This is a genomic window from Pseudomonas sp. Irchel s3f10 (genome assembly GCF_900187515.1).
In the GTDB taxonomy this organism is placed as follows: Bacteria; Pseudomonadota; Gammaproteobacteria; order Pseudomonadales; family Pseudomonadaceae; genus Aquipseudomonas; species Aquipseudomonas tensinigenes.
Genome location: NZ_FYDZ01000003.1, coordinates 168435 through 191296, shown reverse-complemented (window position 1 = coordinate 191296; position 22862 = coordinate 168435). Strand labels below are relative to the sequence as shown.

General features: G+C 59.8%; 20 protein-coding genes. 10 read left to right on the top strand and 10 right to left on the bottom strand.

Going from position 1 to position 22862, the window contains the following annotated elements; translation table 11 throughout:
- The first annotated feature begins 55 nt into the window (after positions 1–55).
- Positions 56–433, top strand: a complete 378-nt coding sequence (locus tag CKW17_RS10020) for a glutamine synthetase (RefSeq protein ID WP_095119732.1) — start codon at positions 56–58, stop codon at positions 431–433.
- Here CKW17_RS10020 and CKW17_RS10015 read toward each other — a convergent pair.
- Positions 430–1632, bottom strand: coding sequence for an N-acetylmuramoyl-L-alanine amidase (locus CKW17_RS10015; protein ID WP_095119731.1), 1203 nt, complete (start codon positions 1630–1632; stop codon positions 430–432). The genes CKW17_RS10020 and CKW17_RS10015 overlap by 4 nt on opposite strands.
- Positions 1633–1716: 84 nt before the next feature.
- On the opposite strand from CKW17_RS10015, the gene folE2 reads away from it, so the two are divergent.
- Genes folE2 through CKW17_RS09985 form a run of 6 tightly spaced genes read left to right on the top strand, consistent with a single transcriptional unit; the run spans position 1717 to position 6923 of the window.
- Positions 1717–2613 carry a GTP cyclohydrolase FolE2 gene (gene folE2, locus CKW17_RS10010; RefSeq protein WP_095119900.1) on the top strand — a complete coding sequence of 299 codons (897 nt, stop codon included), beginning with the start codon at positions 1717–1719 and terminating at the stop codon, positions 2611–2613.
- Positions 2610–3278, top strand: a complete 669-nt coding sequence (locus CKW17_RS10005) for a metal ABC transporter ATP-binding protein (protein ID WP_095119730.1) — start codon at positions 2610–2612, stop codon at positions 3276–3278. The genes folE2 and CKW17_RS10005 overlap by 4 nt, the downstream gene beginning before the upstream one ends.
- Positions 3278–4144: a metal ABC transporter permease gene (locus CKW17_RS10000; protein WP_095119729.1), complete on the top strand. Its 867-nt coding sequence runs from the start codon at positions 3278–3280 to the stop codon at positions 4142–4144. The genes CKW17_RS10005 and CKW17_RS10000 overlap by 1 nt, the downstream gene beginning before the upstream one ends.
- Positions 4145–4155: 11 nt before the next feature.
- Positions 4156–5031 carry a metal ABC transporter substrate-binding protein gene (locus tag CKW17_RS09995; RefSeq protein ID WP_095119728.1) on the top strand — a complete coding sequence of 292 codons (876 nt, stop codon included), beginning with the start codon at positions 4156–4158 and terminating at the stop codon, positions 5029–5031.
- Positions 5028–5588 (top strand): carbonate dehydratase, encoded by a 561-nt coding sequence (locus CKW17_RS09990; protein WP_095119727.1) that lies wholly within the window; start codon positions 5028–5030, stop codon positions 5586–5588. Before CKW17_RS09995 ends, CKW17_RS09990 begins: the two co-directional genes overlap by 4 nt.
- 3 nt (positions 5589–5591) lie before the next feature.
- Positions 5592–6923, top strand: a complete 1332-nt coding sequence (locus CKW17_RS09985; protein WP_095119726.1) for a dihydroorotase — start codon at positions 5592–5594, stop codon at positions 6921–6923.
- A gap of 113 nt (positions 6924–7036) precedes the next feature.
- Here CKW17_RS09985 and CKW17_RS09980 read toward each other — a convergent pair whose 3' ends face one another.
- Positions 7037–7555, bottom strand: a complete 519-nt coding sequence (locus tag CKW17_RS09980; protein ID WP_095119725.1) for a DUF3617 domain-containing protein — start codon at positions 7553–7555, stop codon at positions 7037–7039.
- A gap of 131 nt (positions 7556–7686) precedes the next feature.
- Between CKW17_RS09980 and cls the strand changes: the two genes are divergently transcribed.
- A complete protein-coding gene (gene cls / locus CKW17_RS09975; protein WP_095119724.1) occupies positions 7687–9126 on the top strand; it encodes a cardiolipin synthase in 1440 nt (479 codons plus the stop codon).
- A gap of 48 nt (positions 9127–9174) precedes the next feature.
- Here the strand turns inward: cls and cfaB are convergent, their stop codons facing one another.
- The 5 genes from cfaB to hflK (CKW17_RS09950) form a co-directional block, all read right to left on the bottom strand.
- Positions 9175–10362, bottom strand: coding sequence for a C17 cyclopropane fatty acid synthase CfaB (gene cfaB, locus CKW17_RS09970; protein ID WP_095119723.1), 1188 nt, complete (start codon positions 10360–10362; stop codon positions 9175–9177).
- 167 nt (positions 10363–10529) lie between these two features.
- Positions 10530–12437: a cation-translocating P-type ATPase gene (locus tag CKW17_RS09965; RefSeq protein WP_095119722.1), complete on the bottom strand. Its 1908-nt coding sequence runs from the start codon at positions 12435–12437 to the stop codon at positions 10530–10532.
- Complete coding sequence (gene hflK / locus CKW17_RS09960) at positions 12434–13483, bottom strand: protease modulator HflK (RefSeq protein WP_095119721.1); 1050 nt, start codon at positions 13481–13483, stop codon at positions 12434–12436. Before hflK (CKW17_RS09960) ends, CKW17_RS09965 begins: the two co-directional genes overlap by 4 nt.
- Positions 13480–14520, bottom strand: a complete 1041-nt coding sequence (hflC, locus tag CKW17_RS09955; RefSeq protein WP_095119720.1) for a protease modulator HflC — start codon at positions 14518–14520, stop codon at positions 13480–13482. The genes hflK (CKW17_RS09960) and hflC overlap by 4 nt, the downstream gene beginning before the upstream one ends.
- The gene (gene hflK, locus CKW17_RS09950; protein ID WP_095119719.1) at positions 14517–16481 is read right to left on the bottom strand and encodes a protease modulator HflK; all 1965 of its coding nucleotides are present in this window, start codon (positions 16479–16481) and stop codon (positions 14517–14519) included. The genes hflC and hflK (CKW17_RS09950) overlap by 4 nt, the downstream gene beginning before the upstream one ends.
- Positions 16482–16693: 212 nt before the next feature.
- Here hflK (CKW17_RS09950) and lpdA point away from each other — a divergent pair, with 212 nt between their 5' ends.
- Positions 16694–18094 (top strand): dihydrolipoyl dehydrogenase, encoded by a 1401-nt coding sequence (gene lpdA / locus CKW17_RS09945; RefSeq protein WP_095119718.1) that lies wholly within the window; start codon positions 16694–16696, stop codon positions 18092–18094.
- 130 nt (positions 18095–18224) lie between these two features.
- On the opposite strand, the gene CKW17_RS09940 is transcribed toward lpdA, so the two are convergent.
- A complete protein-coding gene (locus tag CKW17_RS09940; RefSeq protein WP_095119717.1) occupies positions 18225–18698 on the bottom strand; it encodes an Lrp/AsnC family transcriptional regulator in 474 nt (157 codons plus the stop codon).
- Between the two features lie 144 nt (positions 18699–18842).
- On the opposite strand from CKW17_RS09940, the gene CKW17_RS09935 reads away from it, so the two are divergent.
- On the top strand, positions 18843–19472 hold the full coding sequence (locus tag CKW17_RS09935) for a LysE family translocator (protein ID WP_095119716.1): 630 nt from the start codon (positions 18843–18845) through the stop codon (positions 19470–19472).
- On the opposite strand, the gene CKW17_RS09930 is transcribed toward CKW17_RS09935, so the two are convergent.
- Together CKW17_RS09930 and CKW17_RS09925 are read right to left on the bottom strand one after the other, a co-directional pair.
- The gene (locus CKW17_RS09930) at positions 19469–21607 is read right to left on the bottom strand and encodes a hypothetical protein (RefSeq protein WP_095119715.1); all 2139 of its coding nucleotides are present in this window, start codon (positions 21605–21607) and stop codon (positions 19469–19471) included. The genes CKW17_RS09935 and CKW17_RS09930 overlap by 4 nt on opposite strands.
- Complete coding sequence (locus CKW17_RS09925) at positions 21594–22778, bottom strand: DUF3142 domain-containing protein (protein ID WP_095119714.1); 1185 nt, start codon at positions 22776–22778, stop codon at positions 21594–21596. Before CKW17_RS09925 ends, CKW17_RS09930 begins: the two co-directional genes overlap by 14 nt.
- Positions 22779–22862: the final 84 nt, after the last annotated feature.

Below are 22862 nucleotides of genomic sequence, written 5' to 3'. Positions count from 1 at the left end.
TTGTCTTGAGCGATAAACCGCAGGAAGCTGAGCCGATACCACTCCGGAACTCGTAATGAAAACTGCGCTGAAATACTCGTTGTTGAGCCTTGGATTGTTAATGATCGGCAATGCATCGGCTCAGTTACCGGCACTTGCAACCTGTACACGCAGCGCAAATCTGTTGGCCTGCGTCGATGCCGACGGCAACGCCTATAGCGTCAACACCGTCGGCGACACGCTTTATCTGCGTGGGTTTGAAAAAACTGGCCGGCGTTATTGGGCGCAAACCAATAGCCGTTTCGGTCAGTTGACGTTCTTTACTGGCGTCGCCTCTGACGGCGAAGCCTGGGTGGGCTACACACGACGTGTCGGCTGGACGACGATCAATCGGTTCTCTAGCTCGGGCGGTAGCAGCGCGAAGTTCACCTGCAGCCGGATCACCGGCTGTTAGACCTGGTCCTCTTGCTGCGCCTGCTGCCAGGCCAGGTAACTGTCGACGGGAGGATTCTTTTCAAAGTAGCGCTGCAATCCTTTAAACAAACCGTCTGCTACGGCTTGCTGATGCCGAGCGGTGACCAATCGCTGGCTGTCCCGCGCATTGGAAATAAAGCCGGTTTCCACCAGGATTGAAGGCACGTCCGGCGATTTCAGTACTGCGAATCCGGCCTGTTCCACGCGCTTCTGGTGCAGAGTCGTAATGTCGGCAAGGCTGCCCAGCACCGTACTGCCAAGCTGCAAACTGGCGGCAATCGTTGCATTCATCGACATGTCGAGAATCACACCGGCGAGCATCGGGTCTTTATCTTTCAAGTTGAGCAGACTCGTTGCACCGAGCAGGTCGGCGCCGTTCTCTCGCTGCGCCATGAAGCGCGCAGTCGCCGACGTTGCGCCCCCCTCAGAAAGGCAATACACCGATGCGCCAGAAGCCGTCAGACGCGGCGCTGCATCGGCATGCACCGAGATAAAAATGTCAGCTTTGTGCTGACGGGCGATCGCCACGCGCTTACGCAATGGAACGAAAAAGTCGTCATTGCGTACCAGCTTTACGTCAAAGCCCTTCTCCTTTTTCAGGCGCTTGGCGAGTAGCTGAGCAATGGAAAGCACCACATCTTTTTCCCGCTCACCTTTCGCACCCACCGCACCGGGATCCTTTCCGCCATGCCCTGGATCGACGACTACGATGATGTCGCGCTTCGGATGAGCGCTGATCTGCGGTGTTTCACGTGGAACCTTTGGAGCTATTTGCATCGGTTTTGCGCTGACCAAATCCAATACCAAGCGATGACTTTGTCCGTCTTGCGGCGCCAAAAGAAAGCTGTTCAGTAATACCGGGCTGCTCAGATCCAGAACAATCCGCGTATCACCCTGACCCAATGGCCCGGATCGGATCGCGCGTATCACTGTGTCGTTGAGCGCCAACTGGCTGAAATCTCCACCCAAGCTTGCCCCACTCACATCAATGATTAGTCGTTCAGGCGCACTGAGCGTGAAGGTCTTGTAGCTGACCGGCCCACTCAAATCGAACACCAGCCGCACTTTGTCCTCAGATCGCCAAAGTCGTGCCTGACGAATTTGCGTAGCAGACACACTGAAGGGCAAAGCAAAAGCGGCGCTGGCCAAAATCAGATTGAGCACTTGACGTCTGTGCATATGAAAACCTGTTCATGAAAAAGACATCGTGATTTGAATTGTTATAATGTAACATTGAATTGAATCACCATGATGGTCCCGAACATGAATTCGCTTTCACTCCCGGATATCGCCGCGCAGACTGCTCGCCAAGCTTTGCCACTCGAATGGGTGGGCATGCAGGGCATCGCGTTACCTGTTTTTTTGGAAGGCCAACACCTGAATGCCAAGGCTGACGCTGGAGTGAGCCTTGATGATGGCGAGGCGCGCGGCATTCATATGTCTCGGCTGTATTTGGCCCTGGAGACACTTGAACAGGAACGCCTGACACCTACTCTCCTGCACCAGCTACTCAAGCGTTTTCTGGAAAGCCACCAAGGGCTGTCCAACTGTGCGTACGTGAATATTCACTGCGACTTACTGCTGAAGCGCCCTGCGCTGATCAGCCCATTGGCCGGCTGGAAATCCTATCCAGCAACTATTTCGGCAAGCCTGAAAAATCAAATGTTCCACGTGGAACTCAAAATTGACGTGCACTACTCTTCGACCTGCCCTTGCTCAGCGGCGCTGGCGCGGCAGTTAATCCAGCAACAATTTATCGACGACTTCGCCAACAAAGGCCTTCAGCACGCAGACGTTTTGGCATGGCTAGGTTCGACTCAAGGCATCGTCGCCACGCCTCACAGCCAACGCAGCACTGCGCAATTGCATCTACACCTCGACGAATTCATCGATGAGTTCCCATTGAGCGTGATCATCAATGACGCCGAAGCGGCCCTTGGCACCGCCGTACAAACCGCCGTAAAACGTGCGGACGAACAAGCCTTCGCCCTCGCCAACGGCCAAAACCTGATGTTCTGTGAAGATGCCGCACGCCGTCTGAATCTGGCACTGCGTCGCACACCGGGAGTCCACGCATTCCAGCTGCGAGTGATTCACGCTGAAAGCCTGCACGCCCACGACGCCGTCGCCGAAAGCCACTGGCAGCGTGAACAGGCATGATTCGCTGCCAATCGCTGAGTTGGGGCGCACCGGGCCAACCACTGACGAACCCGCTGAGTCTTGAGTTCGACAGTGGCAGCCTGACCGCAATCATCGGTGCCAATGGCTGTGGCAAGAGCAGCCTGCTGAAAGTCATCGCCGGATTGCAGAAACCTTTGGCAGGTAACGTTGCCCTCAGTGTTCCACGTCAAAGCGGGTTGTCATTCCTGCCCCAGCAACAGCATCTCGACCGACAATTCCCCATCAGCCTGGAAGAGTTGATCAGCGCCGGTTTCTGGGGGCGACGGCTTTCAACACAATTGCGCGCACAACGTCTGAAAGACGCTCTGGAAAACTGGCACCTCAGCGGGCTTGAACGGCGTCCCCTCATGGCCCTGTCCGGCGGCGAACTGCAACGTGCCCTTCTCGCCCGACTGAGTCTGACCGACGCTGCGGTGCTGTTGCTCGACGAACCCCACGCCGCACTCGATGAACTCGGCCAACAACTGCTCTGGCAGCACATCCATACCTGGCATCGCGAAGGCCGAACACTGCTCGTCGTGTGCCACGACCTCGCCGCCGTACGCCAGCACATCCCGCAAACCTTGCTGATCAAAAACCGCGAATGCGTGTTCGGAGCCAGCAACGAATTGATCCGGCAAACCCCTCACACGCAGGTGGCCTGATGCTCGCCGTCGCTCATTTCTGGCAGCCGTTCAACGAATTTGTATTCATGCGCCGCGCCCTGCTCGGCGGCTTGGTATTAGCGTGCAGCACTGCGCCGCTCGGCGTGTTTTTGATTCTGCGACGGATGAGCCTGATCGGTGACGCTGTTGCCCACGGCATCCTCCCCGGCGCTGCATTGGGTTTCTGGTTCGCCGGTCTGAGTCTGCCTGCACTGACGCTCGGTGGTCTTGGCGCAGGCCTGAGCATGGCCGGCCTCGCCGCCTGGATCACCCGTCGCACGGGCCTGCGTGAAGACGCCAGCCTCGCCGCGATCTATCCCATTTCCCTCGCCAGCGGCGTACTGATTCTCGGCATCGCCGGCAAACGCCTCGATCTGTTGCACCTGCTGTTCGGCTCAGCACTGGCCGTCGACGGGCCGACCCTCAACGGCATGTTATGGGTCTCGGCATTCAGCCTGATCGCTATGGCGCTGATCTACAAACCGCTGTTGCTTGACACCCTCGACCCACTGTTCTTGAGAACGGTCAGCCGCCTCGGTCCACTCGCTCACGGCGTCTTTCTGACGCTGGTGGTGCTCAATCTGGTGATCGGTTTCCAGGCCATCGGCGCACTGATGGTGGTTGGACTGATGATGCTTCCCGCCGCCGCTTCGCGATTCTGGAGCCGCCGACTGCCGATCCTGATCGTTATCGCAGCGGTCATCGGGTGTCTCTCGGTCTGGATCGGCTTGCTCTTGTCGTTCTACTACTCGCTGCCAAGCGGCCCGGCCATCGTGCTGGTCGCAGGCCTCGGCTATCTGTTGTCCGTGGTGTTCGGGCCGGTACACGGTCTGTTACGCCGCCCACCGTTGCTCACATCCCAATGAGGTGTTTCCCGATGCGCGTTCTACTCGTGCTGTTCAGCCTGATGCTGTCGATGTCCTTGTCGGCGGCGGAAAAATTGCCGGTGGTGACCAGCTTCAGCATTCTCGCCGACATGGTTCATCAGGTCGGCGGCGAGCATATCCAGATCACCAACATGGTCGGCCCGGACGCCGACGCACACACCTACGAGCCGACACCGGACGATGCCAAGGCATTGCTCAGCGCCAAACTGATCATCAAGAACGGCCTCGGTTTCGAGCCATGGCTGGACCGACTGGTGACCAGCACCGAGACCAAAGCCACCGTCATCAGTGCCAGCCATGGCGTGATTCCCCGATCACTGGATGAGGACGGCGAAACCGTTCCCGACCCGCATGCCTGGCACAACCTGGCGAACGCCGAGTTGTACGTCGCCAATATCACCAAGGCACTGATCGCTGCGGATCCGGCGAACAAAGCCGACTACGAACGCAACAGTAAAACCTACCTGAAGCAGATCTACGCGCTGCTGGCTGAAGCCAAGGTCAAACTCGGTTCGCTTCCGCCGGGCAATCGCAAGATCGTCACCAGCCACGACGCCTTCGGGTATCTCGGTCAGGCGTACGGCATCGATTTCATGGCGCCACAGGGTTTGTCCACGGAGCGTGAACCCTCGGCCGCCGAAGTCGCCGCGCTGATCACCCAGATTCGCCAGGCCAAAGTCAAAGCGGTGTTCATGGAAAACATCAAGGACGCACGCTTGCTCAAGCAGATCGCTGACGAAAGCGGCGCGCACATCGGTGGCACGTTGTACTCCGACGCCCTCGCCGCGAAGGGTCCGGCAAGTACCTTCACCGGTCTGTTCGAATACAACCTCAACACTCTTTACGACGCGCTGGGCCGACCATGATCCGCAAGAATCCATCCGGTGATTTACCGCAAATTGCTGAGTCAGCCTACGTCGACAAGACCGCAATCATCTGCGGCAAAGTGGTGATCGGCGAGAACGTGTTCGTCGGTCCCTACGCGGTGATCCGCGCCGACGAAGTGGACGCCTCGGGCGAGATGGAGCCGATCACCATCGGCGCCAATTCAAATATTCAGGATGGCGTGGTGATCCACTCCAAATCCGGCGCGGCAGTCACCATCGGCGAGTTCAGTTCCATCGCCCACCGCTCGATCATGCATGGCCCCTGCGTGGTCGGCGATCGGGTGTTTATCGGTTTCAACAGCGTGCTGTTCAACTGTGTCGTCGGTAACGGCTGCGTGGTGCGGCACAACTCGGTGGTCGACGGCCGCGATTTACCCGAGGCGTTCTACGTGCCCTCCACCACCCGCATCGGACCGAACACCGACCTCTCGCAATTTCCGCCGGTGAGCGTCAGTGCCTCGGAGTTTTCCGAAGACGTGGCGCGCACCAACGTCGATCTGGTGCGCGGCTACAAAGCCTTGCAGAACGAGTTTTGAACCATGAGCAGCGTGCTGATTCGCAACGCCAGACTGGTTAACGAGGGTCGCGAGTTCGAAGGAGAGGTCTTGGTCAGCAACGGGCGAATCGTCAAGATCGCCCGTAGCATCGACGGCGAAAACGCGGCGGTAGAAATCGACGCCAATGGCCAATGGCTGCTGCCGGGCATGATCGATGACCAGGTACATTTCCGCGAACCGGGTGCGCCGGCCAAGGGCAGCATACATACCGAGTCGCGTGCGGCCGTCGCCGGCGGCATCACCAGTTTCATGGACATGCCCAATACAAACCCGGCCACCCTCACCCTCGAAGCACTGGCGGATAAAAAACGTCGAGCAGCGATCAGTTCGGTGGCCAATTATGGTTTTCACTTTGGCGTGAGTCAGGACAACCTTGCCACAGTCGCCGCGCTCAATCCCTGTGAAGTTGCCGGCGTCAAAGTGTTCATGGGCGCATCAACCGGCAACATGTTGGTGGATGATCCACAGATTCTTGAGCGGCTGTTCTCAGAGGTGCCGACAATTCTGTTGGCGCACTGCGAACACACGCCGAGCATCGACGCCAACGCGGCCAATCTGCGTGAGTTGTTCGGTGAGCGAATACCGCCCGGCGCTCACCCGCTTATCCGCAATGCCGAGGCATGTTATCGATCCTCTTCACTGGCGGTGGAGCTGGCGCAACGTCACGGCACGCGCCTGCACGTTTTGCACCTGACTACGGCGCGTGAACTGGCGTTGTTTGAAGACAAACCGCTGACACAGAAACGCATCACCGCTGAAGTCTGTCTGCATCATTTGCTGTTCGATGATCGCGACTACCCAAGCCTCGGCAATCTGCTCAAGTGCAACCCGGCGATCAAGACTCAAAATGATCGCGATGCCTTGCGTGAAGCTTTGAACAGCAATCGGCTGGACGTGATCGGCAGCGATCATGCGCCGCATACCTGGGAGGAAAAGCAGCGGCCTTACGCTCAGGCACCCTCGGGACTGCCACTGGTGCAGCATGCATTACCGGCACTGATGGACCTTGTGGCGGATGGAATTTTGCCGATCACGACCTTGGTGGCGAAGACCAGCCATCGCGTCGCGGATCTGTTTGCGATTCCGGATCGTGGGTATTTACGTGAGGGGTATTGGGCGGATCTGGTGCTGGTTGAACGGCAAACGCTGGAGGTCGATCGGCAACCGATTCTGTCGCAGTGCGGATGGACACCGTTCGCCGGGCGCAGCTTTCGGCATCGGGTGAATGCGACGATTGTTTCGGGGCAGATTGCCTGGCGGGATGGGCGGGTGAATGAGGGATGTCGGGGGTTGGCGCTACGATTTATGCGCTGATTCAAAAACCCTGTAGGAGCTGACGAGTGAAACGAGGCTGCGATCTTTTGATCTTGTTTTTGACAATCAAGATCAAAAGATCGCAGCGTGCCGCAGCCCCTACAGGGATCGCATTAGGCTCGGGGTTTCACAGCGCCGCAATCCTGGCCGAGCCAAACAGCGCGGGTCTCCAGACTGCCCTTCTGGTTGATCCCGATCGCATTGAACGTGCCGTTGGCCACGGTGGTGAACTCACGATCACTGAGGAACGTCGCCACCCCGGTGCCCTGCGCTTTCGGGCAACTGAAACGGAATTTCCATTGGTTGCCGCTGCGCTCGGTAATCTGCTGTTTGCAACCCGATTGCGGATCGGCCAGCGGAATATCGTTGGTCGCCACTTGCTGCGGCGTCAGACACGCGCGAATACCCTTGCCGCCGATATTGATCCCGTTCTTCTCCAGCGCTGCACGCTGTTGCGGGGTCATCTGGCCTTGCAGCTGGCCGAGGATCGATTGCACATCCATTGGCTGATCATCAACCTTGACGTTGCTCGATGTCATTTCCCACAGCCCCGGCTGCAGCATCTGCGCCTGCGCAACCACCGGCAATGCCAAACCCAGGCCCAGCGCCAAACCCAGCAGACGAACGTTCATCGAAAAACTCCTGATCAGTAGTGGCCGTTAGACGTCGGCCGATTGCTTCGGTTCATGCCCCAATTAAATAGCGACATTCGTGGCAGAACATGGTCTGTTAAGCATTGAATCTTCCGGAGCAAGGCTGCCCCATGGATTATTTTGGACCGCACATTTTCGGTTATCTGATCGCCCTGATACACACCCTCGGCATGATCGCCGCCATCCATGCGGTGCTCACCGTGCGCACGGCCCAAGGCTCGATCGCCTGGGCATTGTCGCTGATCTTCATTCCCTACCTCACGCTTATTCCGTACCTGGTGTTCGGCAGCAGCACTTTTGATGGTTACATCAAGGCGCGGCGCCAGGCGAATGAACAGATGCGTCAGGCCATCTCCGAATTGAACTGGCGTCCGTGGGTGGAAGAGGCACTGACTGCGCGCGCCTCGAATGCCTACGCCTCGTTACGCGCCATGCCCAAACTCGGTCGCATGCCGTGCCTGGCGAACAATCAAGTGCAACTGTTGATAAACGGTGCGGCCACTTTCGACGCGATCTTCCAGGCTATCGATCAAGCGAAAGAAGCGGTGCTGATCCAGTTTTTCATCATTCACGATGATCGGCTCGGCCAGCGCCTGCGCGATCTGTTACTGAGGAAAGCCGCCGAAGGCGTGTCTATTCACCTGCTCTACGACGGCATCGGTAGCCACGCCCTGCCCCACAGTTATGTGCAGGCATTGCGCGATGGCGGCGTCGAGGTCAAAGCATTCGCCACACGCAGCGGCTGGCTCAATCGCTTTCAGGTCAACTTCCGTAACCACCGCAAGATCGTCGTGGTCGATGGCGTGGTCGGCTTTGTCGGCGGACATAACGTCGGCGATGAATACATGGGCGAAAAACCACCACTGGCACCTTGGCGCGATACCCATGTGAAGGTACGTGGCCCGGTCGTCGCGTGTATGCAGGAATCCTTTGCCGAAGACTGGTTCTGGGCCGCGCGCACCCTGCCGCCACTGATCCTGCCCGATGAATACCCGGATGACGGCGTGCTCTGCCAATTGCTCGCCAGCGGCCCGGCGGATGCCTACGAAACCTGCTCGCTGTTCTTTGTCGAAGCGATTCACGCGGCGACCGAGCGAGTGTGGATCACCAGCCCGTATTTCATCCCTGATGAAGCCGTGTTCGCTGCATTGCGTTTGGCCGTGTTGCGTGGGGTCGATGTTCGATTGCTACTGCCGTCGCGTCCCGATCACCGCATCGTCTACGCCGCTTCCAGCCTTTACGCATTTGAAGCCGTGCGCGCCGGCGTGCGGGTATTCCGCTACGAACCCGGTTTCCTGCATCAGAAAGTGGTGTTGATCGACAGCGAGATCAGCGCCATCGGCAGCGCCAATCTGGACAACCGCTCATTCCGGCTGAATTTCGAAGTGATGCTGCTGACCGTCGACAGTGACTTTGCCGCCAGTGTGGAAAACATGCTCAAAGAGGATTTCGAGCAAGCCTATGAAATTGCCAAGGAAGAAAGCCGGGAGATCCACCGCCTGCAACAGGTCGGCATGCGGATCGCCCGGCTGATTTCGCCGATTCTCTAAAAACCCTTCACCCTGACCATCGGCCAAGGGAGAGAGGATTGTTCAGTGTTAAGGGTTATAGATGTCGTCGCGAGTCCACGGCAATTCATGGCTGCCATCCGGGTGGGCCTTTACCGCGAGGATCTGGTGCAGATTGATCCAGCCACGCGCGAACGCGTAGGCGCAACCGGCCAGGTACAAACGCCAGATGCGCAGCGCTTGATCCGGTACCAGTTTGCCGGCGGCTTCGAGATTGTCCTCCAGCCGCTCGCTCCAGTGATCCAGCGTGCGCGCGTAATGCAGGCGCAGACTTTCGACGTCGACAATCTCAAGGCCCGCTTCGCTGATCTCGGCCGAGATCATCGCCAGGTGCGGTAACTCACCGTTGGGGAATACGTATTTCTCGATGAATTCCCCGGCACCGCGCCCCACCGGACGACCATCGGTGTGTTTGGCGGTGATGCCATGGTTCATCACCAGACCGCCCTCCTTGACCGCGCCGAACAGGGTTTTGCAGTACTCGGCGAGATTGGCGTGGCCGACGTGTTCGAACATGCCGACGCTGACGACCTTGTCGAAACGCCCGTCCTGCGGCAAATCGCGGTAGTCGAGCAACTGCAGTTCGATCTGGTCTTCCAGGCCTTCGGCTTCAACCCGCTCGCGTGCCAGTTCAAGCTGTTCCTTGCTCAGGGTGATGCCGAAGACCTTGGCGCCGAACTCTCGAGCGGCATACCGTGCCAGCCCACCCCAACCGCACCCGACATCCAGCAGATAGTCACCCGGCTGCAAACGCAGCTTGCGGCACAGATGACGGAATTTGGCTTGTTGCGCTTGCTCAAGCGTTTCGCTGCCCGTTTCGAAATACGCGCAGGAATACGCCATGTCGCTGTCCAGCCAGAGCTGGTAGAACGCATTGGACAGGTCGTAGTGGTAGGAGATGGCTTTGGCGTCGGTTTCCTTGTCGTGCACCGAACGCACGGGGTTACTGTCTTCATCTTCACCGAGCAAGGCATTGCTCAATTCGTCGCAGACCCGGATGACTTCGCTGATCGAGCCCTCCAGTTCGAGTTTGCCTTCAACGAATGCCGCTCCGAGCGCATCAAGGCTAGGATGGGTGAACTGAGTGACCATCTGCGGGTCCTTGACCACGATGGTAACGCTGGGCGCCGGCCCCAGATTGAACTCATGGCCGTCCCAGAGCCGCAGTCGAAGCGGTAGCTGCAGATTCTGTAAGGCCGGTGGAAGTTGCGCGAGCATGGAAAATCCCCCTTGTTTCAGACGTCTGATCTGAGGGTAGACCATCCTTGAAAAATAGCAGGCTATCGATTTGATAGCCGCCGACTATGAACCTGGAAGGCTGTTTGATCCGTTTTCAACGCGCCTGATCTGAGGACATACAGCCCGGCGCGCAGTTCAAAAAACGATCAATTCTGCTCTTTCATCTTTAGCAGAGGCTCCTGAAAACGCAACAAACGACCGGCGTTACCCAGCACCAGCAACGTGCTGAGGTTGTGCAGCAGCGCGGCGATCATGGCCCCGGCAGCGCCGAGCCAACCGAAGGCGGCGAACACGACGATGGCCAGCGTCCAGCCCAGCCCGATGATCACGTTGACCTGCAACGTCCTGCGGCACTGACGACTGAGTCGTACGCAGGTGCCGAGCCGACGCAGATCGCTGCCAATCAAGACGATGTCCGCCGAGGCCAGCGCGATATCCGCTCCGCCCGCGCCCATCGCCACACCGACCACGCCAGCCTTGAGTGCGAGGGAGTCATTGATGCCGTCACCGACCACCATCGGCCGGAAGCCATTGTCGATTTCCTTGAGTACGCGATTGAGTTTGTCTTCGGGCAAGGCCTGGGCCTGGACTTCGTGCAAACCGACATCACGCGCCAGGGTCTGGGCCACGCTCTGACGATCCCCCGTCAGCAGCAGTTGCCGACCAAGGCCCAGTTCACGCAATTCGCCGAGGGCAAAGCGGGCTTCCGGCTTAACCGTGTCGGCCAGCAATAACCAGGCGAGGAAATCACCGTTCAGGGCCAGTCCGGCGATCGGTCCATCATGCTCAGGGACCGCGGTGGTTGCGATCCCCAACTGCGCGAACAACTCCGGTCGACCGAGCGCCGCTTCGCCCTGCTCCGTCATGGCCACCACGCCAAGGCCTTGGCGTTCGTGGATATTGCTCAGCGGTAAACATTCTTCCTGACCCACCAACCCCGCAAGCGCACGACTGACCGGGTGACTGCTTGCGGCGCCGAGGCTGGCGGCGAGCACCATGACCATGGAGGACTCTGCGTGCGGGCTATTGATCGACTGCAAACGCAGGGAGCCATATGTCAGGGTTCCAGTCTTGTCGACGACCAGTGAGGTGAGGTCGGCCAGCTCTTCAAGGAACGCCGAACTGCGGATCAGAATGCCGTGACGTGCCGCTACCGCGACACCGGCAATCGCCGTGGCCGGAGCCGACAGCACCAACGCACACGGACAAGCGGCGACCAATACCGCAAGCATCGCTTGCGCATCGTGAGTGATAAACCAGGTCACTGCCGCCAGCAGCAACACCAGCACCATGTAGCTGCCGGCGTAACGTTCGAGCAAGCGCGTGATTGGCGGTTTCGAGCGCTCGGCGTTCTGCATCAACGCAATGACCTTGCCCAACGTCGACTCGCCACCGGTGCGCGTTACTTCAATCCGCAACAAACCGTCGAGGTTGATCGCCCCGCCGAACACCGACAGGCCGACACCCGCCTCGACCGGTACCGATTCACCGGTAATCGAAGCGGTGTCGAGACTGGCCTGACCGGACAACACTCGACCATCGGCGGGAACCCGATCACCGGCGCGCACTTCAACGGTGTCGCCTGCCTTCAAAGTGCCGTTGTCCACTTCGATGATCGAGCCATCTGCTTGAACCTTGCGCGCATGGCTGCGGGTCAGTTGACCGAGGGCGTGGATCGCTTCCTGCGAACCAATGACACTGCGCTCTTCCAACACATGACCAAAGATCATGATGATCGGCAGCAACGCCGCCGTCAGCAGATCACCGGTCGCCCAGGCGCCGAGCATCGCCAGGGCGATCAATTGATCGGTGATGCCGTGCAGGCTCGGATAGCGCAGGCTGAACCACGCCGAACGCATCACCGGCACGCCCACCAATAACGATGCAAACCCAAGCAGCAACTGACTGACACCGGTTTGCTCGGGCATCTGCCAGCGCCAGATCAGACCCAGACCCAACAGGCCCAGCGCAAGCATGGCCAAGGTGAGTTGCCGTGCAGCGCGGCGTTGTTCGGCCGAAGACAACAGGCTCGGTGCGGCGGTCGTCGCAGTCATTTACTGGCTCCCTGAATGATCAGGCGGGAATCGTCTTTCGGGTCGACCGTGGTCACCGATCCGGCCTGGCCGAGAATCTTCGGCATGCGCTCGCGGTACAGGCGCAGGAGCATTTGCGGATCGGTAGTTTTGGCCAGACTCGACACTGTGGCTGTGTCAGCAGAGGCTTTGGCCAAACGCTCACCGGCCTGCGCATGGGCGATTTGTAGCGTGCGATCGGCTTGTTCGTTGGCGCTTTGGGTGAGTTTCTCGGCGTCGGTGCGCGCGTTAGCTACGATTTTGTCGGCCTGCTGGCTGGCGGTCAGCACCGCGTTGAAAGCACTGACCGCGGGATCCGGCAGACTCGATTGCACATCGACCCGCGCCACTTCAATGCCGATGCCCTGACCGCTCGCTTTCAACTCGGCCAAGCGTTTGTTGATGCCTTGCACCAGATCACCACGCAGTTTTTCCCGACGTTCCGCGGCTTGATTGTCAGCACCGATCAACTCCGGCCGAGCGACCAGAATGGTGTCCAAATCTCGTGCGGCCGTCAGCGCCACCGCGCTGCGTGTCACCAAACGATCCAGTGCCGGCAAGACATGCTCGCCCAGCAACACGAAGTCGTAAGGGTCAGTGACTTTGTAGAACACCCGCACATCGAGTTGCACTACGCCGGCATCACCGGTCAATAAATAACCAGATCCCGCCAGCGCATCGCTTAACGGTACGGCGAAAGACGCGACACGATCAGCCTTCAAGGCTTCATCGCTGCGCAACAGGTTTTCCACTCGACGTTCAATGATCCGATCCGCTGCCGGCAGCAAAATCACCTGCTCGAACGGCTGTGGCCAGGCCAATAACAGACCGGCATTCTGGATGCGATCAAGTGCGCCGAAATGCAAAACCACCGCACGACTCTGCGGGTCGATCTGCCGCACATTAGAAAATGCCCACGCCAGCGCGGCCAATATTGTCACCGCATACAGGGCGAAAAACGCCAAACGCCCTGCCTGAATCCACGGACTATTCAGCACATGTGTTCCACGTGGAACTTCGTCATTCATGGCTGCGTTCCGGTTTTGCTGTCGAGTGTCGGCGGGCCGTCGACCAATACACGGAATGGCGCGGCGTCGGTGCGCAGAATCAATTTGGTGTCCGGCGTAACGATGGTGCCGAGGGTGTCGAGCGAGCGCAGCAAATTGTAGAGCTGTGGTGAACTGGCGTAAGCGCGACCATAAATCTGGGCCGCTTCGACCCGAGATTGCGCCTCGATTTCTGCTGCCTTCACCGTGGCATCCGCTTGAACGATCCGTGCATCACGCTCGGCAGCGGAACGGATTTGCGCGGCTTCACGTTTGCCGATCGCCGTGCGTTCAGTGGCGATGGTTTCCCGCTCGGCGCGCATGCGATCGACGGTGGCGGTAAGTGTCACCGACGGCAAGGTCAAACGTTCAATGCCGACTTGCACCACCCGCACGCCATAGGTCGCGAGCAATTGCTGATCGATCTGCTCGCGCAACTGCGCTTCGAAATCGGCGATACGTACCTGACTGGCATCGGTGTTCACCAGATTCGCCAGATCGAAGCTGCTTGCGGTGGTTTCCAGGGCCGAGCCGACGAAGGTGCGAATCTGCCGCGCCGCTTCATCCGGTTGATTCTGCACCGCACGCATAAAGCGCTGCACATTGTCCGGATCACCCTGTACCTGCCACGCCACATAGGCCTGAACGATGATGCGCAAACCGTCGCGCGTGCCGACATCCTGCAAACCACTGGAGGTCGTCCGCAAACGCAAATCCACCGGAATCGCTGCCTCGAACGGTGCCGGCCAGCGCCAGCTCAAACCTGGGTCAAGCAGCACCCGCGATGGATTACCAAAACGGGTGATGACCGTGGCTTCGCCGGAGCGCACTTGCACCAGGCTCGCCGCCGCAATGGCAAACGCCACCAACAAGGCTGCCCAGCCCATCCGTCGCCACGGAAAAGGCCCGGCCTCTTCCGGTGCACCATGGTGATGATGGCCATGATGATGGTGATGCCCGCCGTGACCGTGATCGTGGCCGCTGTGGTCATGATGATCGTGTGTGTGCAACTGGCTCAATGGGCGACTCCTGGTTGAGCGGTGATGCGCGCGGGCGTCGGGTCAGCCGGCAGCGAGAACGTACGCAGGTCGATGGTCGGGGCATTGCCGCTGCCACCCAGACGATGATCGAGTATCAGCAATTTGGCTTTGCTCAGGCCTTGGCTGAGCTGGCCGAGGTATTGCTCGAGCACAAAAGCCTGACCAGCACTCACGAAGGCTTTTTGCTCGGCACGGAATCTCAGATCCGCCGCCTGCGCCGTAGCGCTGGTTTCCCGCGCATTGGCACTGGCCTGATCGCGAGCCAGGCTGGCCTGCAACTGCGCCTGATTGCTCGCTTCAGCTGCCGCGCCACGCTCGCGGGAGATCAAAGCCTGCGCACCAATCTGCGCCGCTTGCACGCTGTGATAGGCATTGGCGGCACCGGCCGGTGGGTGAATGGCTTCAACGACCGTGGCGAGAATTTCCACACCGCTGTCGAGTTTTTGCAGATCGTTTTGCACCGCGCGACCGATCTCCTCACCCAACCCGACACGGTCTTGACCGAGCAAACCGTCGAGCGTGCGTGAGGCAAAGTCGTGCACCAGAATCCGGCTGGCGGTGCTGCGGATCAACGTCGGCACATCGGCACTGTTGTAGGTGGCGGCCAGCGCAGCCTGATCAGTCAGGCCAATGCGATAGACGAAGCGCACGTCCATGTTGACGATCTGAAAGCTCTGCTGCTCGCCACGGCTGCTGGCGATGACTTGCGACTTGTCGTTGACATGACTGGCGTCCCACAAACGATTGGCGGTAATGGGCGCCGGACCTTCAGCTGGGTCGGCTTGCAGCGGCGCAGAGTTCTCGCCGACGCTGGTTGCCAATTCATGAACCACGCCGTTTTCAACGATCAACACCCGCCCCAACGGCCACGGCAGACCCGTGTGCAGTCCCGGGCCGAACACCTGCACCGGTTTGCCGAAACGTTCATAAATACCACGACCCTGTAACGGGATTTCATGGATTCCAGTGAGTAACCAACCCACCGCTGCAACCAATGCCAGCACCGGCAGAAACGCCCGGCGCATGTAACTGAATGCCCAGATCTGGCGCAGATCGATGCCGAAGCGGTTGTGCAATTCATGCTGCAAGGCAAGTAACGGCTGCGGAGGCCAACGCAGCATGTCGGCGACAAAACTGCGCGCCAACAACGTCGGTTCAAGCCGCTCACGGCGAGGGCTGAATACCGAGAGAACAGCGCGCAATAGCAGCTCGATCGCGACCAGTCCCGGCAAGATGCCGATCAACACGGCAACACGCGCCGGGCACACGGCATTCTCGCCGGCAAACAACAAACACAACGCGCCCAGCACCAGACTGATGATCGCCACGCGCGTCAGTTGTGCCAATGCCCCTGCTTCGGGCCATTGCGCTGGATGTTCCTGGGCCAGTTGCCGCTCCAGTACCAGCAAACCGAACGCCAGCATTAGCGCCAACGCAGCCCCCACCGTGGCAGATAACCCCATGGCAGCGGCCGGCAACGCGAGGTTCCACACTGAATCGATGCTCAGCACCACCAGCAGCGCCCAGCCCGCCAGCCACAGCGTCGCCGCACCGATCTGGTTGAGCAGATGCAGACTGCCTTGGCTCAAGCGCTCCAACAGCCGCTCGTACCAGCCCTGCGGTTCGGATTGTTCCTCCTCAGCAAGCGGCGCCAGCACAACAGCAGGATTGATCACCTGCGCGCGCCATTGCGTCACCCACCACGCCGATTGCAGCCCTGCGACCTGCACCAGCAACGCTGCACTCTGATTGACCAGCAGCGGCAGCCACAAGGACTGCGGGGAGAACAGCCCGACAAAAAACGCCAGCACCCACCCTGCCCCGGCCAATCCGCCGAGACCGATCGCCCAGCGTCGCAGGCGTCGGCTTTGCACGGCTGCCTGCTGAAAGCGCGGCAGTCCGGTCACTTGCGTGCCTTCTTCGTCCAGATCGACTTGCATATCACCCCAAATTCATTGGCTCACACCTGTATTTCGTTACGATATAACGAAATAGGTGAAATATTCGTACACAATCACGCTTATTCAAAGATGCCCAACCTGTCGCTTGCCTGAAGCCTTGACCGAAATGTGGAGAAACGCACATATTACGCTCGTAATTTTCATCCGGAACTACTTTTAGCGATCCGCATCCATCAAACAGGAGCAAGCGCATGAGCAACTATGACGTGGTGATTCTGGGCGGCGGCCCCGGTGGCTATAACGCAGCAATTCGCGCCGGCCAGTTGGGCCTCAAGGCCGCTTGCGTGGAAGGCCGGGCAACGCTCGGCGGCACCTGCCTGAACGTCGGTTGCATGCCGTCAAAAGCGCTGTTGCATGCCTCGGAGCTGTACGACGCGGCGATGGGTGCGGAATTCGCCAACCTCGGCATTGAGGTCAAACCGACGTTGAACCTCACGCAAATGATGAAACAGAAAGATGAGAGCGTGGCCGGCCTGACCAAAGGCATCGAGTTTCTGTTTCGCAAAAACAAAGTCGAGTGGATCAAGGGCTGGGGCCACATCGACGGCCCCGGCAAGGTCACAGTGACCGACGATCAGGGTGGCAAAGTCGAGCTGACCGCCAAGGACATCATCATCGCCACCGGTTCCGAGCCCACTCCCCTGCCCGGCGTCGAGATCGACAATAAACGCATCCTTGATTCGACCGGTGCGCTGTCCCTCAGCGAAGTGCCCAAGCACTTGGTGGTCATCGGCGCCGGCGTCATCGGCCTCGAATTGGGCTCGGTATGGCGGCGGCTGGGCGCGCAGGTCACCGTGGTCGAATACCTTGATCGCATCTGTCCGGGCGTCGATGGCGAGGCCGGAAAGACCCTGCAACGCTCGCTGAGCAAACAAGGCATCGCCTTCAAGCTGAGTTCGAAAGTCACCAGCGCCACGTCTTCCGCAAGCGGTGTGCAACTCAGCGTTGAGCCGGCCGCTGGCGGCACTGCCGAGTTGCTTGAAGCCGATTACGTGCTGGTCGCTATCGGACGTCGCCCGTACACCCAGGGCCTCGGTCTGGAAAACGTCGGCCTGAGTACCGACAAACGCGGCATGCTCGCCAACAAACAGCACCGCACCGAAGCCGCCGGGGTCTGGGTGATCGGCGACGTCACGTCCGGGCCGATGCTCGCGCACAAGGCTGAAGACGAAGCGATGGCCTGCGTCGAGCAGATCCATGGCAAGGCTGGCGAGGTCAATTACGACCTGATCCCCAACGTGATCTACACCCGACCGGAACTGGCCAGCGTCGGCAAGACTGAAGAACAGCTCAAGGCTGAAGGCCGTGCCTACAAGGTCGGCAAGTTTCCGTTCACCGCCAACAGCCGGGCGAAGATCAACCATGAGACCGAGGGGTTCGCCAAAGTCCTCGCTGATGAGCGCACCGATGAAGTCCTCGGCGTGCACCTGGTCGGCCCGAGCGTGAGTGAAATGATTGGCGAGTTTTGTGTGGCGATGGAGTTCAGTGCTTCGGCCGAGGACATTGCTTTGACTTGCCATCCGCATCCAACAAGATCAGAGGCGTTGCGCCAGGCGGCGATGAATGTCGAGGGGATGGCGACGCAGATGTAGGCAGGAAATACATCAGGTGACTGGACGTCCGCTATCGCGAGCAGGCTCACTCCTACAGTTGACCGAGTTCTTCAGAAACACCGCGATCAATGTAGGAGTGAGCCTGCTCGCGATTGGGGACACCTCGGTCTCAGGCAGGAAGATGCCCCAACGGCAACGCCCCCGGCGTCTTCACCGTATGAATCGCAAAATTGCTGCGAATATCGCTCACCCCCGGTAGTTTCAACAGGCAGCCGCTGAGAAAACGGTCATACGCACGCAAATCCGGCACCACCACTTGCAACAGAAAATCCGACTCGCCCGAGACCAGAAACGCTGAAATCACCTCCGGCAGCGCCGTCACCGCGGTGTAAAACGCCTCGGCCTGTGCATCGTTGTGGCGCTCGACCTTGACCCCGACAAACACCGTCAGCCCCAGGCCGACCTCATCACGATCGAGATTGGCCTGATAACCGCGAATCACCCCGGCCTCTTCAAGCATCCGCACCCGGCGCAGACACGGTGAGGCCGACAAGCCGATTTCGTCCGCCAGCTCGACATTGCTCAGCCGCCCGTTACGTTGCAGGGCCGCGAGAATCTTGCGATCAAAGGCGTCGAGTTTCATGTTTGGTAGATCCTGATAGTCGGGATGTTGAAAACCAGCAGGTTATGCCAAAGCAACAGGCTTTTGAAGCGGACTACGCAAGCACCTGCCCCACCCTTCGGCCCTAGACTTGGCTCACCGAATCGACAACGAAAGGGGTGTAGCGTGGCGAGTCTCTGGCTGTTTTTCCTGGCATTGGCCGTGGTCTATCTGTTGCCCGGCCCGGACATGATCCTGCTGTTGCAAACCGGTGCCCGCCAGGGACGCGGCGCGGCACTGGCCACGGCCATCGGCCTGGGAGTTGCCCGCGGTTGTCACGTGGCCTTGGCGGCGCTGGGGCTGGCGGCGCTGTTCAAAGCGGCGCCGTGGACATTCGAAGTGGTGCGATTGGCGGGGGCGGCGTATCTGTTGTGGATCGGCATTCAATGCCTGCGCAGCAGCCTGCTGCCGAACCTGAATGCTGGCGAGCCTGGCGATTCCCGCGGGCAATGGCGCGAAGCCGTCCGACGCGGTTTGCTGACTAATCTGCTCAATCCCAAAGCGTTGTTGTTCTGTTCGGTGTTGCTGCCGCAATTCATCGTCAATGATGGTGCGCCGGTGCTAAGTCAGTTTGCCGTGCTTGGCACGCTGCTGGTCGGCGTCGGCCTGCTGTTCGACAGCGCTTACGCGCTGACCGGCGCCGCGCTGGGCCGTTGGCTGCAACACAGTCCAACGGCCCAACGCGTACAACAATGGCTGTTCGGCAGCCTGTTGATCGGTTTCGCCGTGCGCCTGACGTTCGTCCAGCAGGCTTAGCCTTTGCGGACCTTGCGCTGGCGACGGCTGATCAACAGCAACGCAGCACCCGCGACCAGCACAATCGCGCCGATCTGCACCGGCCATTTGTACGGCCGCAGCGACGAGCGCACAGCATCGGTTACCTGAGTGACATAACGCTTGTCGGCGTTTTCGAAATCCGGGTACGGGCACTGATTACCGAAATCCACGGCCCACGGTACGAACGGGCCTTCCTTGATGTAGCGCTGATACAGCGCGCTCTGATCTTCCAGGCTGCTGTTCCAGCCAGCAGCGTTGCACAGCACGGCGGCAAACGCCTGACTGGTGTGCGGCAGATTGTCAGCGGCGCGCCCGGCCAGCTCAGTGGCAACAAAACGGTAGTGATAGCGCTGATCCGGTTTCGCTTCGCTGGCGGCCTGACGCTGCACTTCGGCTTCGCTGACCAGCGGGCCGACTTTCAGCTCAGCGCTTTCCAGGCTGTAGTTGCCACCGAACGTGGCGTAGTCCGGCGCCATCTCGTAACCGAGAATGTCCATGCCCCACTCGCGAGCCGTCCACGCGGCGTTGTACAGCGCACTGGCGCGTTTGGTCGGCCACCACGAAGCATCGGCCTTCAGCCGTTGTTCGCCGTAGAGTCGGGCCTTGTTTTGCAGGTCGGGATTGTCGAAATAAGCGACCGCATCAGCGTAATGCCCTTCGCGCAGCAAGCGCCGACCGAGCAGATTGCGCAGGCTGGCGGCAACCGGCAGCGGCACGTAGTTGTCGCGCTCCTGCTGGGTCAACGCCGGCGGCGCCGGGACGTTGTCATCGACGTACTTTTGCAGTTCTTCGACCGTCAGCACGCGCTCGGCCACGCTCGCGGCATCGAACCAATAGACACTGTTGCTGCGATACAACTGCACGAACGCTTGCAGATACTCGCCGCGCTGCAAGGCGAGAATCGCACTTTCGCCCTCGACCCGGCACTTCGGCTGAACGGCTTCATACGCCCAGTCCGGTGTGCGCCGGTAACCCCAGTCTTCGCTCTGCGGGAAGGCCTGCGCGGCTTTCGAATAGGCGGCGGCCGCGGCATTTTTATCGCCGTCACGCACCGCCAGCTTCGCCCGTAGCCACCACGCCAGGCCGCCGTCACCGGCATTTTCAAGGAAGGCTTTGGCGCCAGCGTAATCGCCCTGTTGATAACTCATCGCCGCCAGACGATCAGCATTGTCGAGGCTGCCACGGGTGCTGTTTTGCAGCAGCTTGACCAGTTTCTTCTCGTTCGGCGGCTCATCGCCAAACGACCAGCCCTGGCGGCTGACCAGCGATGCCGTGACCAGTTGCTGCACGGCTTTGTGCTGCAGCAAATCGGCGAGTCTGGCCTCGGGCAACTCCGCCAGTTCATTCATCAATTGCTTGAGCGAGGTGTAACCCACGGCAGAACCGTGCAGATTCTGTGCTTCATACAATTCGATGGCGCCGTTCCAGTCGCCCGCCGAGCGTAACACCCGCGCCTCTTCACCGAGGCTCGCAACACCCAACTCCAGCGGATCGCTGAAACCGTCGATGCTCAGTTGCCGAGCCTGGCGGAACGCATCACGCGATTGCTCCAGCGCCTCGACCGCAGCCCCGCCTTCGCTGCTCATGGCAAACCAGGTACGGCCCAGCGAATACGCCGCCCAGGTGCTGCGCAACGGACGCTGATCTGCCGGCAGCGCCAGCAGCTTGTTGAAATACTCGACAGCGAGTTGATGATCGCCCGTGGCAAACGCCACCGCACCGGCCACGTAAAAACGGATTTCCGCCGGCAGACTGGCGCCCTGCGCCTCGACCTGTTGGGCATCGGTCAGACCGCGCAGTTGTTTGACCAACGCTTGCTGCTCGGCGCTCAGTCCGGCCTGTTCGGCCTTCTCCCGGGCCTCGGCGGCCGCGTTTTCTTCACCGTACATATCGTTGGGATTGTGCGTCGCCGCAGTGACATTCTTCAGCCCGGCGATGGTCTTGCCGAGCCGGCTGAGCTCGAAGTTGAAGTTGCCCTCAGGCAGATCCGCGAGGGTCTGCCCGCGATTATCGAGCAGGCGCATGGGGAAATCCGGCCCGCAGGCGAACGCCGAACCCAGCGGCAGGCAGAGGCTCAGGCAGAGCAGATGGCGGGGCCAGTTACGGGTCAACATGCGAACCTCCTTGATCAATATTTGCGCAACGCGCCCAACCGATGGCGCGTTGTCCGCCCGTCGGCAATCGGCCGTCGCGCAGGCGGGTGAAGGTAAGCAGATCCGGGCTTTGTTGCAACGAGTAACCGGCGAGCGCATCGGCGCCTTCACAGCTTTGCGCCTTGAGGGTGATTCGCGCAGGCCAGGCACTGTCGAGGTTGCCGGGGTTGTCGAGTCTGATGTCGTAGAGACCGTCGTGTTCGCTCAACGTCACGCCGAGCTGACTGCTGAGTTGATCACCCCGGGCCACCGCACGCAGGGTGGTCAGACTCCAGGCGCGGCGGTCATTGGCCAGCGGCAGGCGAAACCAGATCAGACCAGCCAGATGCGCGGGCGGGTCTGCGCGCAATGCCTGACCGAGCTGGCTCAGTTGCAGCGGATCAGCCAGCAGTTCCCGGCGTTGCCCGCCTCGTTCAAGTTGCACTTCGCTTTCCACCACCGGCGCCCCGCCGTCATCGGGCAACAGCGCAACGCCGTAAGCCGGCAGCGCCAGATAGAACGGTTTATCAGTGATGCGCGCCCAGGCCTTGGCCCACTTCAACGCCTGATCAGGATCGAACAAACCGCGACGCGGATCACTGACCGCATGCACTTGCAGCACGCTGCTGTCGACGGTTTGCAGAAGTTCGGGCAATTGCGCACTGCCGAGCCAGGCCGGCAGTGCCGTGATGCTCAAGGGCAGATTCGTCGGTAAGGCCGAGCGCAGATGTCTGAGAAATTCAGCGTACGCCGGTAACCGCGCATTGCCCGCGTCGTGATCGATTTCGACGCCGTTCAATGTCAGGCCTTGTGTTTGCCAATCGGCGAGCACCTGCAGAATCTGCGCGGTAACCTGATCCTGATCCAGCGACTTGAGCTGGCCGTCGAGACGAATCACGGCTATCAATGGACGGCCATCGGCTTTCAATAATTGCGCATTGATCCGCGCGCGGCTCCATCCGGCATTGGGAAAGGCTTGCAGTGCGAGGACGCGTAACGTCGAGAAATCCTGGCGACTGTCATGCAGCGCCGCCTCGTGGGCCGGCGTCCATTGGCGTTGCCAGATGTAAAATTGTTGGTCGAGGGGTGGCGCGTCTTGCTGCTTGCAACCCACAAGCAAGATGCCCAAGAACAGACCCACAATAAATCGCATACCTTCCAACCCCTGACACCACAAGGCTGCAAGGGTACACAAAACCCTGTAGGAGCTGTCGAGTGAAACGAGGCTGCGATCTTT

Excerpts from the sequence above, each read along its gene's own strand:
- CKW17_RS09930 (WP_095119715.1), bottom strand. The coding sequence starts at position 21,607 with ATGTTGACCCGTAACTGGCCCCGCCATCTGCTCTGCCTGAGCCTCTGC.
- CKW17_RS09940 (WP_095119717.1), bottom strand. The coding sequence starts at position 18,698 with ATGAAACTCGACGCCTTTGATCGCAAGATTCTCGCGGCCCTGCAACGT.
- CKW17_RS09980 (WP_095119725.1), bottom strand. The coding sequence starts at position 7,555 with ATGAACGTTCGTCTGCTGGGTTTGGCGCTGGGCCTGGGTTTGGCATTG.
- CKW17_RS09925 (WP_095119714.1), bottom strand. The coding sequence starts at position 22,778 with ATGCGATTTATTGTGGGTCTGTTCTTGGGCATCTTGCTTGTGGGTTGC.
- CKW17_RS09965 (WP_095119722.1), bottom strand. The coding sequence starts at position 12,437 with ATGACTGCGACGACCGCCGCACCGAGCCTGTTGTCTTCGGCCGAACAA.
- CKW17_RS10020 (WP_095119732.1), top strand. The coding sequence starts at position 56 with ATGAAAACTGCGCTGAAATACTCGTTGTTGAGCCTTGGATTGTTAATG.
- CKW17_RS09990 (WP_095119727.1), top strand. The coding sequence starts at position 5,028 with ATGATCCGCAAGAATCCATCCGGTGATTTACCGCAAATTGCTGAGTCA.
- cls (WP_095119724.1), top strand. The coding sequence starts at position 7,687 with ATGGATTATTTTGGACCGCACATTTTCGGTTATCTGATCGCCCTGATA.
- CKW17_RS10005 (WP_095119730.1), top strand. The coding sequence starts at position 2,610 with ATGATTCGCTGCCAATCGCTGAGTTGGGGCGCACCGGGCCAACCACTG.
- CKW17_RS09985 (WP_095119726.1), top strand. The coding sequence starts at position 5,592 with ATGAGCAGCGTGCTGATTCGCAACGCCAGACTGGTTAACGAGGGTCGC.
- folE2 (WP_095119900.1), top strand. The coding sequence starts at position 1,717 with ATGAATTCGCTTTCACTCCCGGATATCGCCGCGCAGACTGCTCGCCAA.
- hflK (WP_095119719.1), bottom strand. The coding sequence starts at position 16,481 with ATGCAAGTCGATCTGGACGAAGAAGGCACGCAAGTGACCGGACTGCCG.
- CKW17_RS10000 (WP_095119729.1), top strand. The coding sequence starts at position 3,278 with ATGCTCGCCGTCGCTCATTTCTGGCAGCCGTTCAACGAATTTGTATTC.
- cfaB (WP_095119723.1), bottom strand. The coding sequence starts at position 10,362 with ATGCTCGCGCAACTTCCACCGGCCTTACAGAATCTGCAGCTACCGCTT.
- CKW17_RS10015 (WP_095119731.1), bottom strand. The coding sequence starts at position 1,632 with ATGCACAGACGTCAAGTGCTCAATCTGATTTTGGCCAGCGCCGCTTTT.
- lpdA (WP_095119718.1), top strand. The coding sequence starts at position 16,694 with ATGAGCAACTATGACGTGGTGATTCTGGGCGGCGGCCCCGGTGGCTAT.
- CKW17_RS09995 (WP_095119728.1), top strand. The coding sequence starts at position 4,156 with ATGCGCGTTCTACTCGTGCTGTTCAGCCTGATGCTGTCGATGTCCTTG.
- hflK (WP_095119721.1), bottom strand. The coding sequence starts at position 13,483 with ATGAATGACGAAGTTCCACGTGGAACACATGTGCTGAATAGTCCGTGG.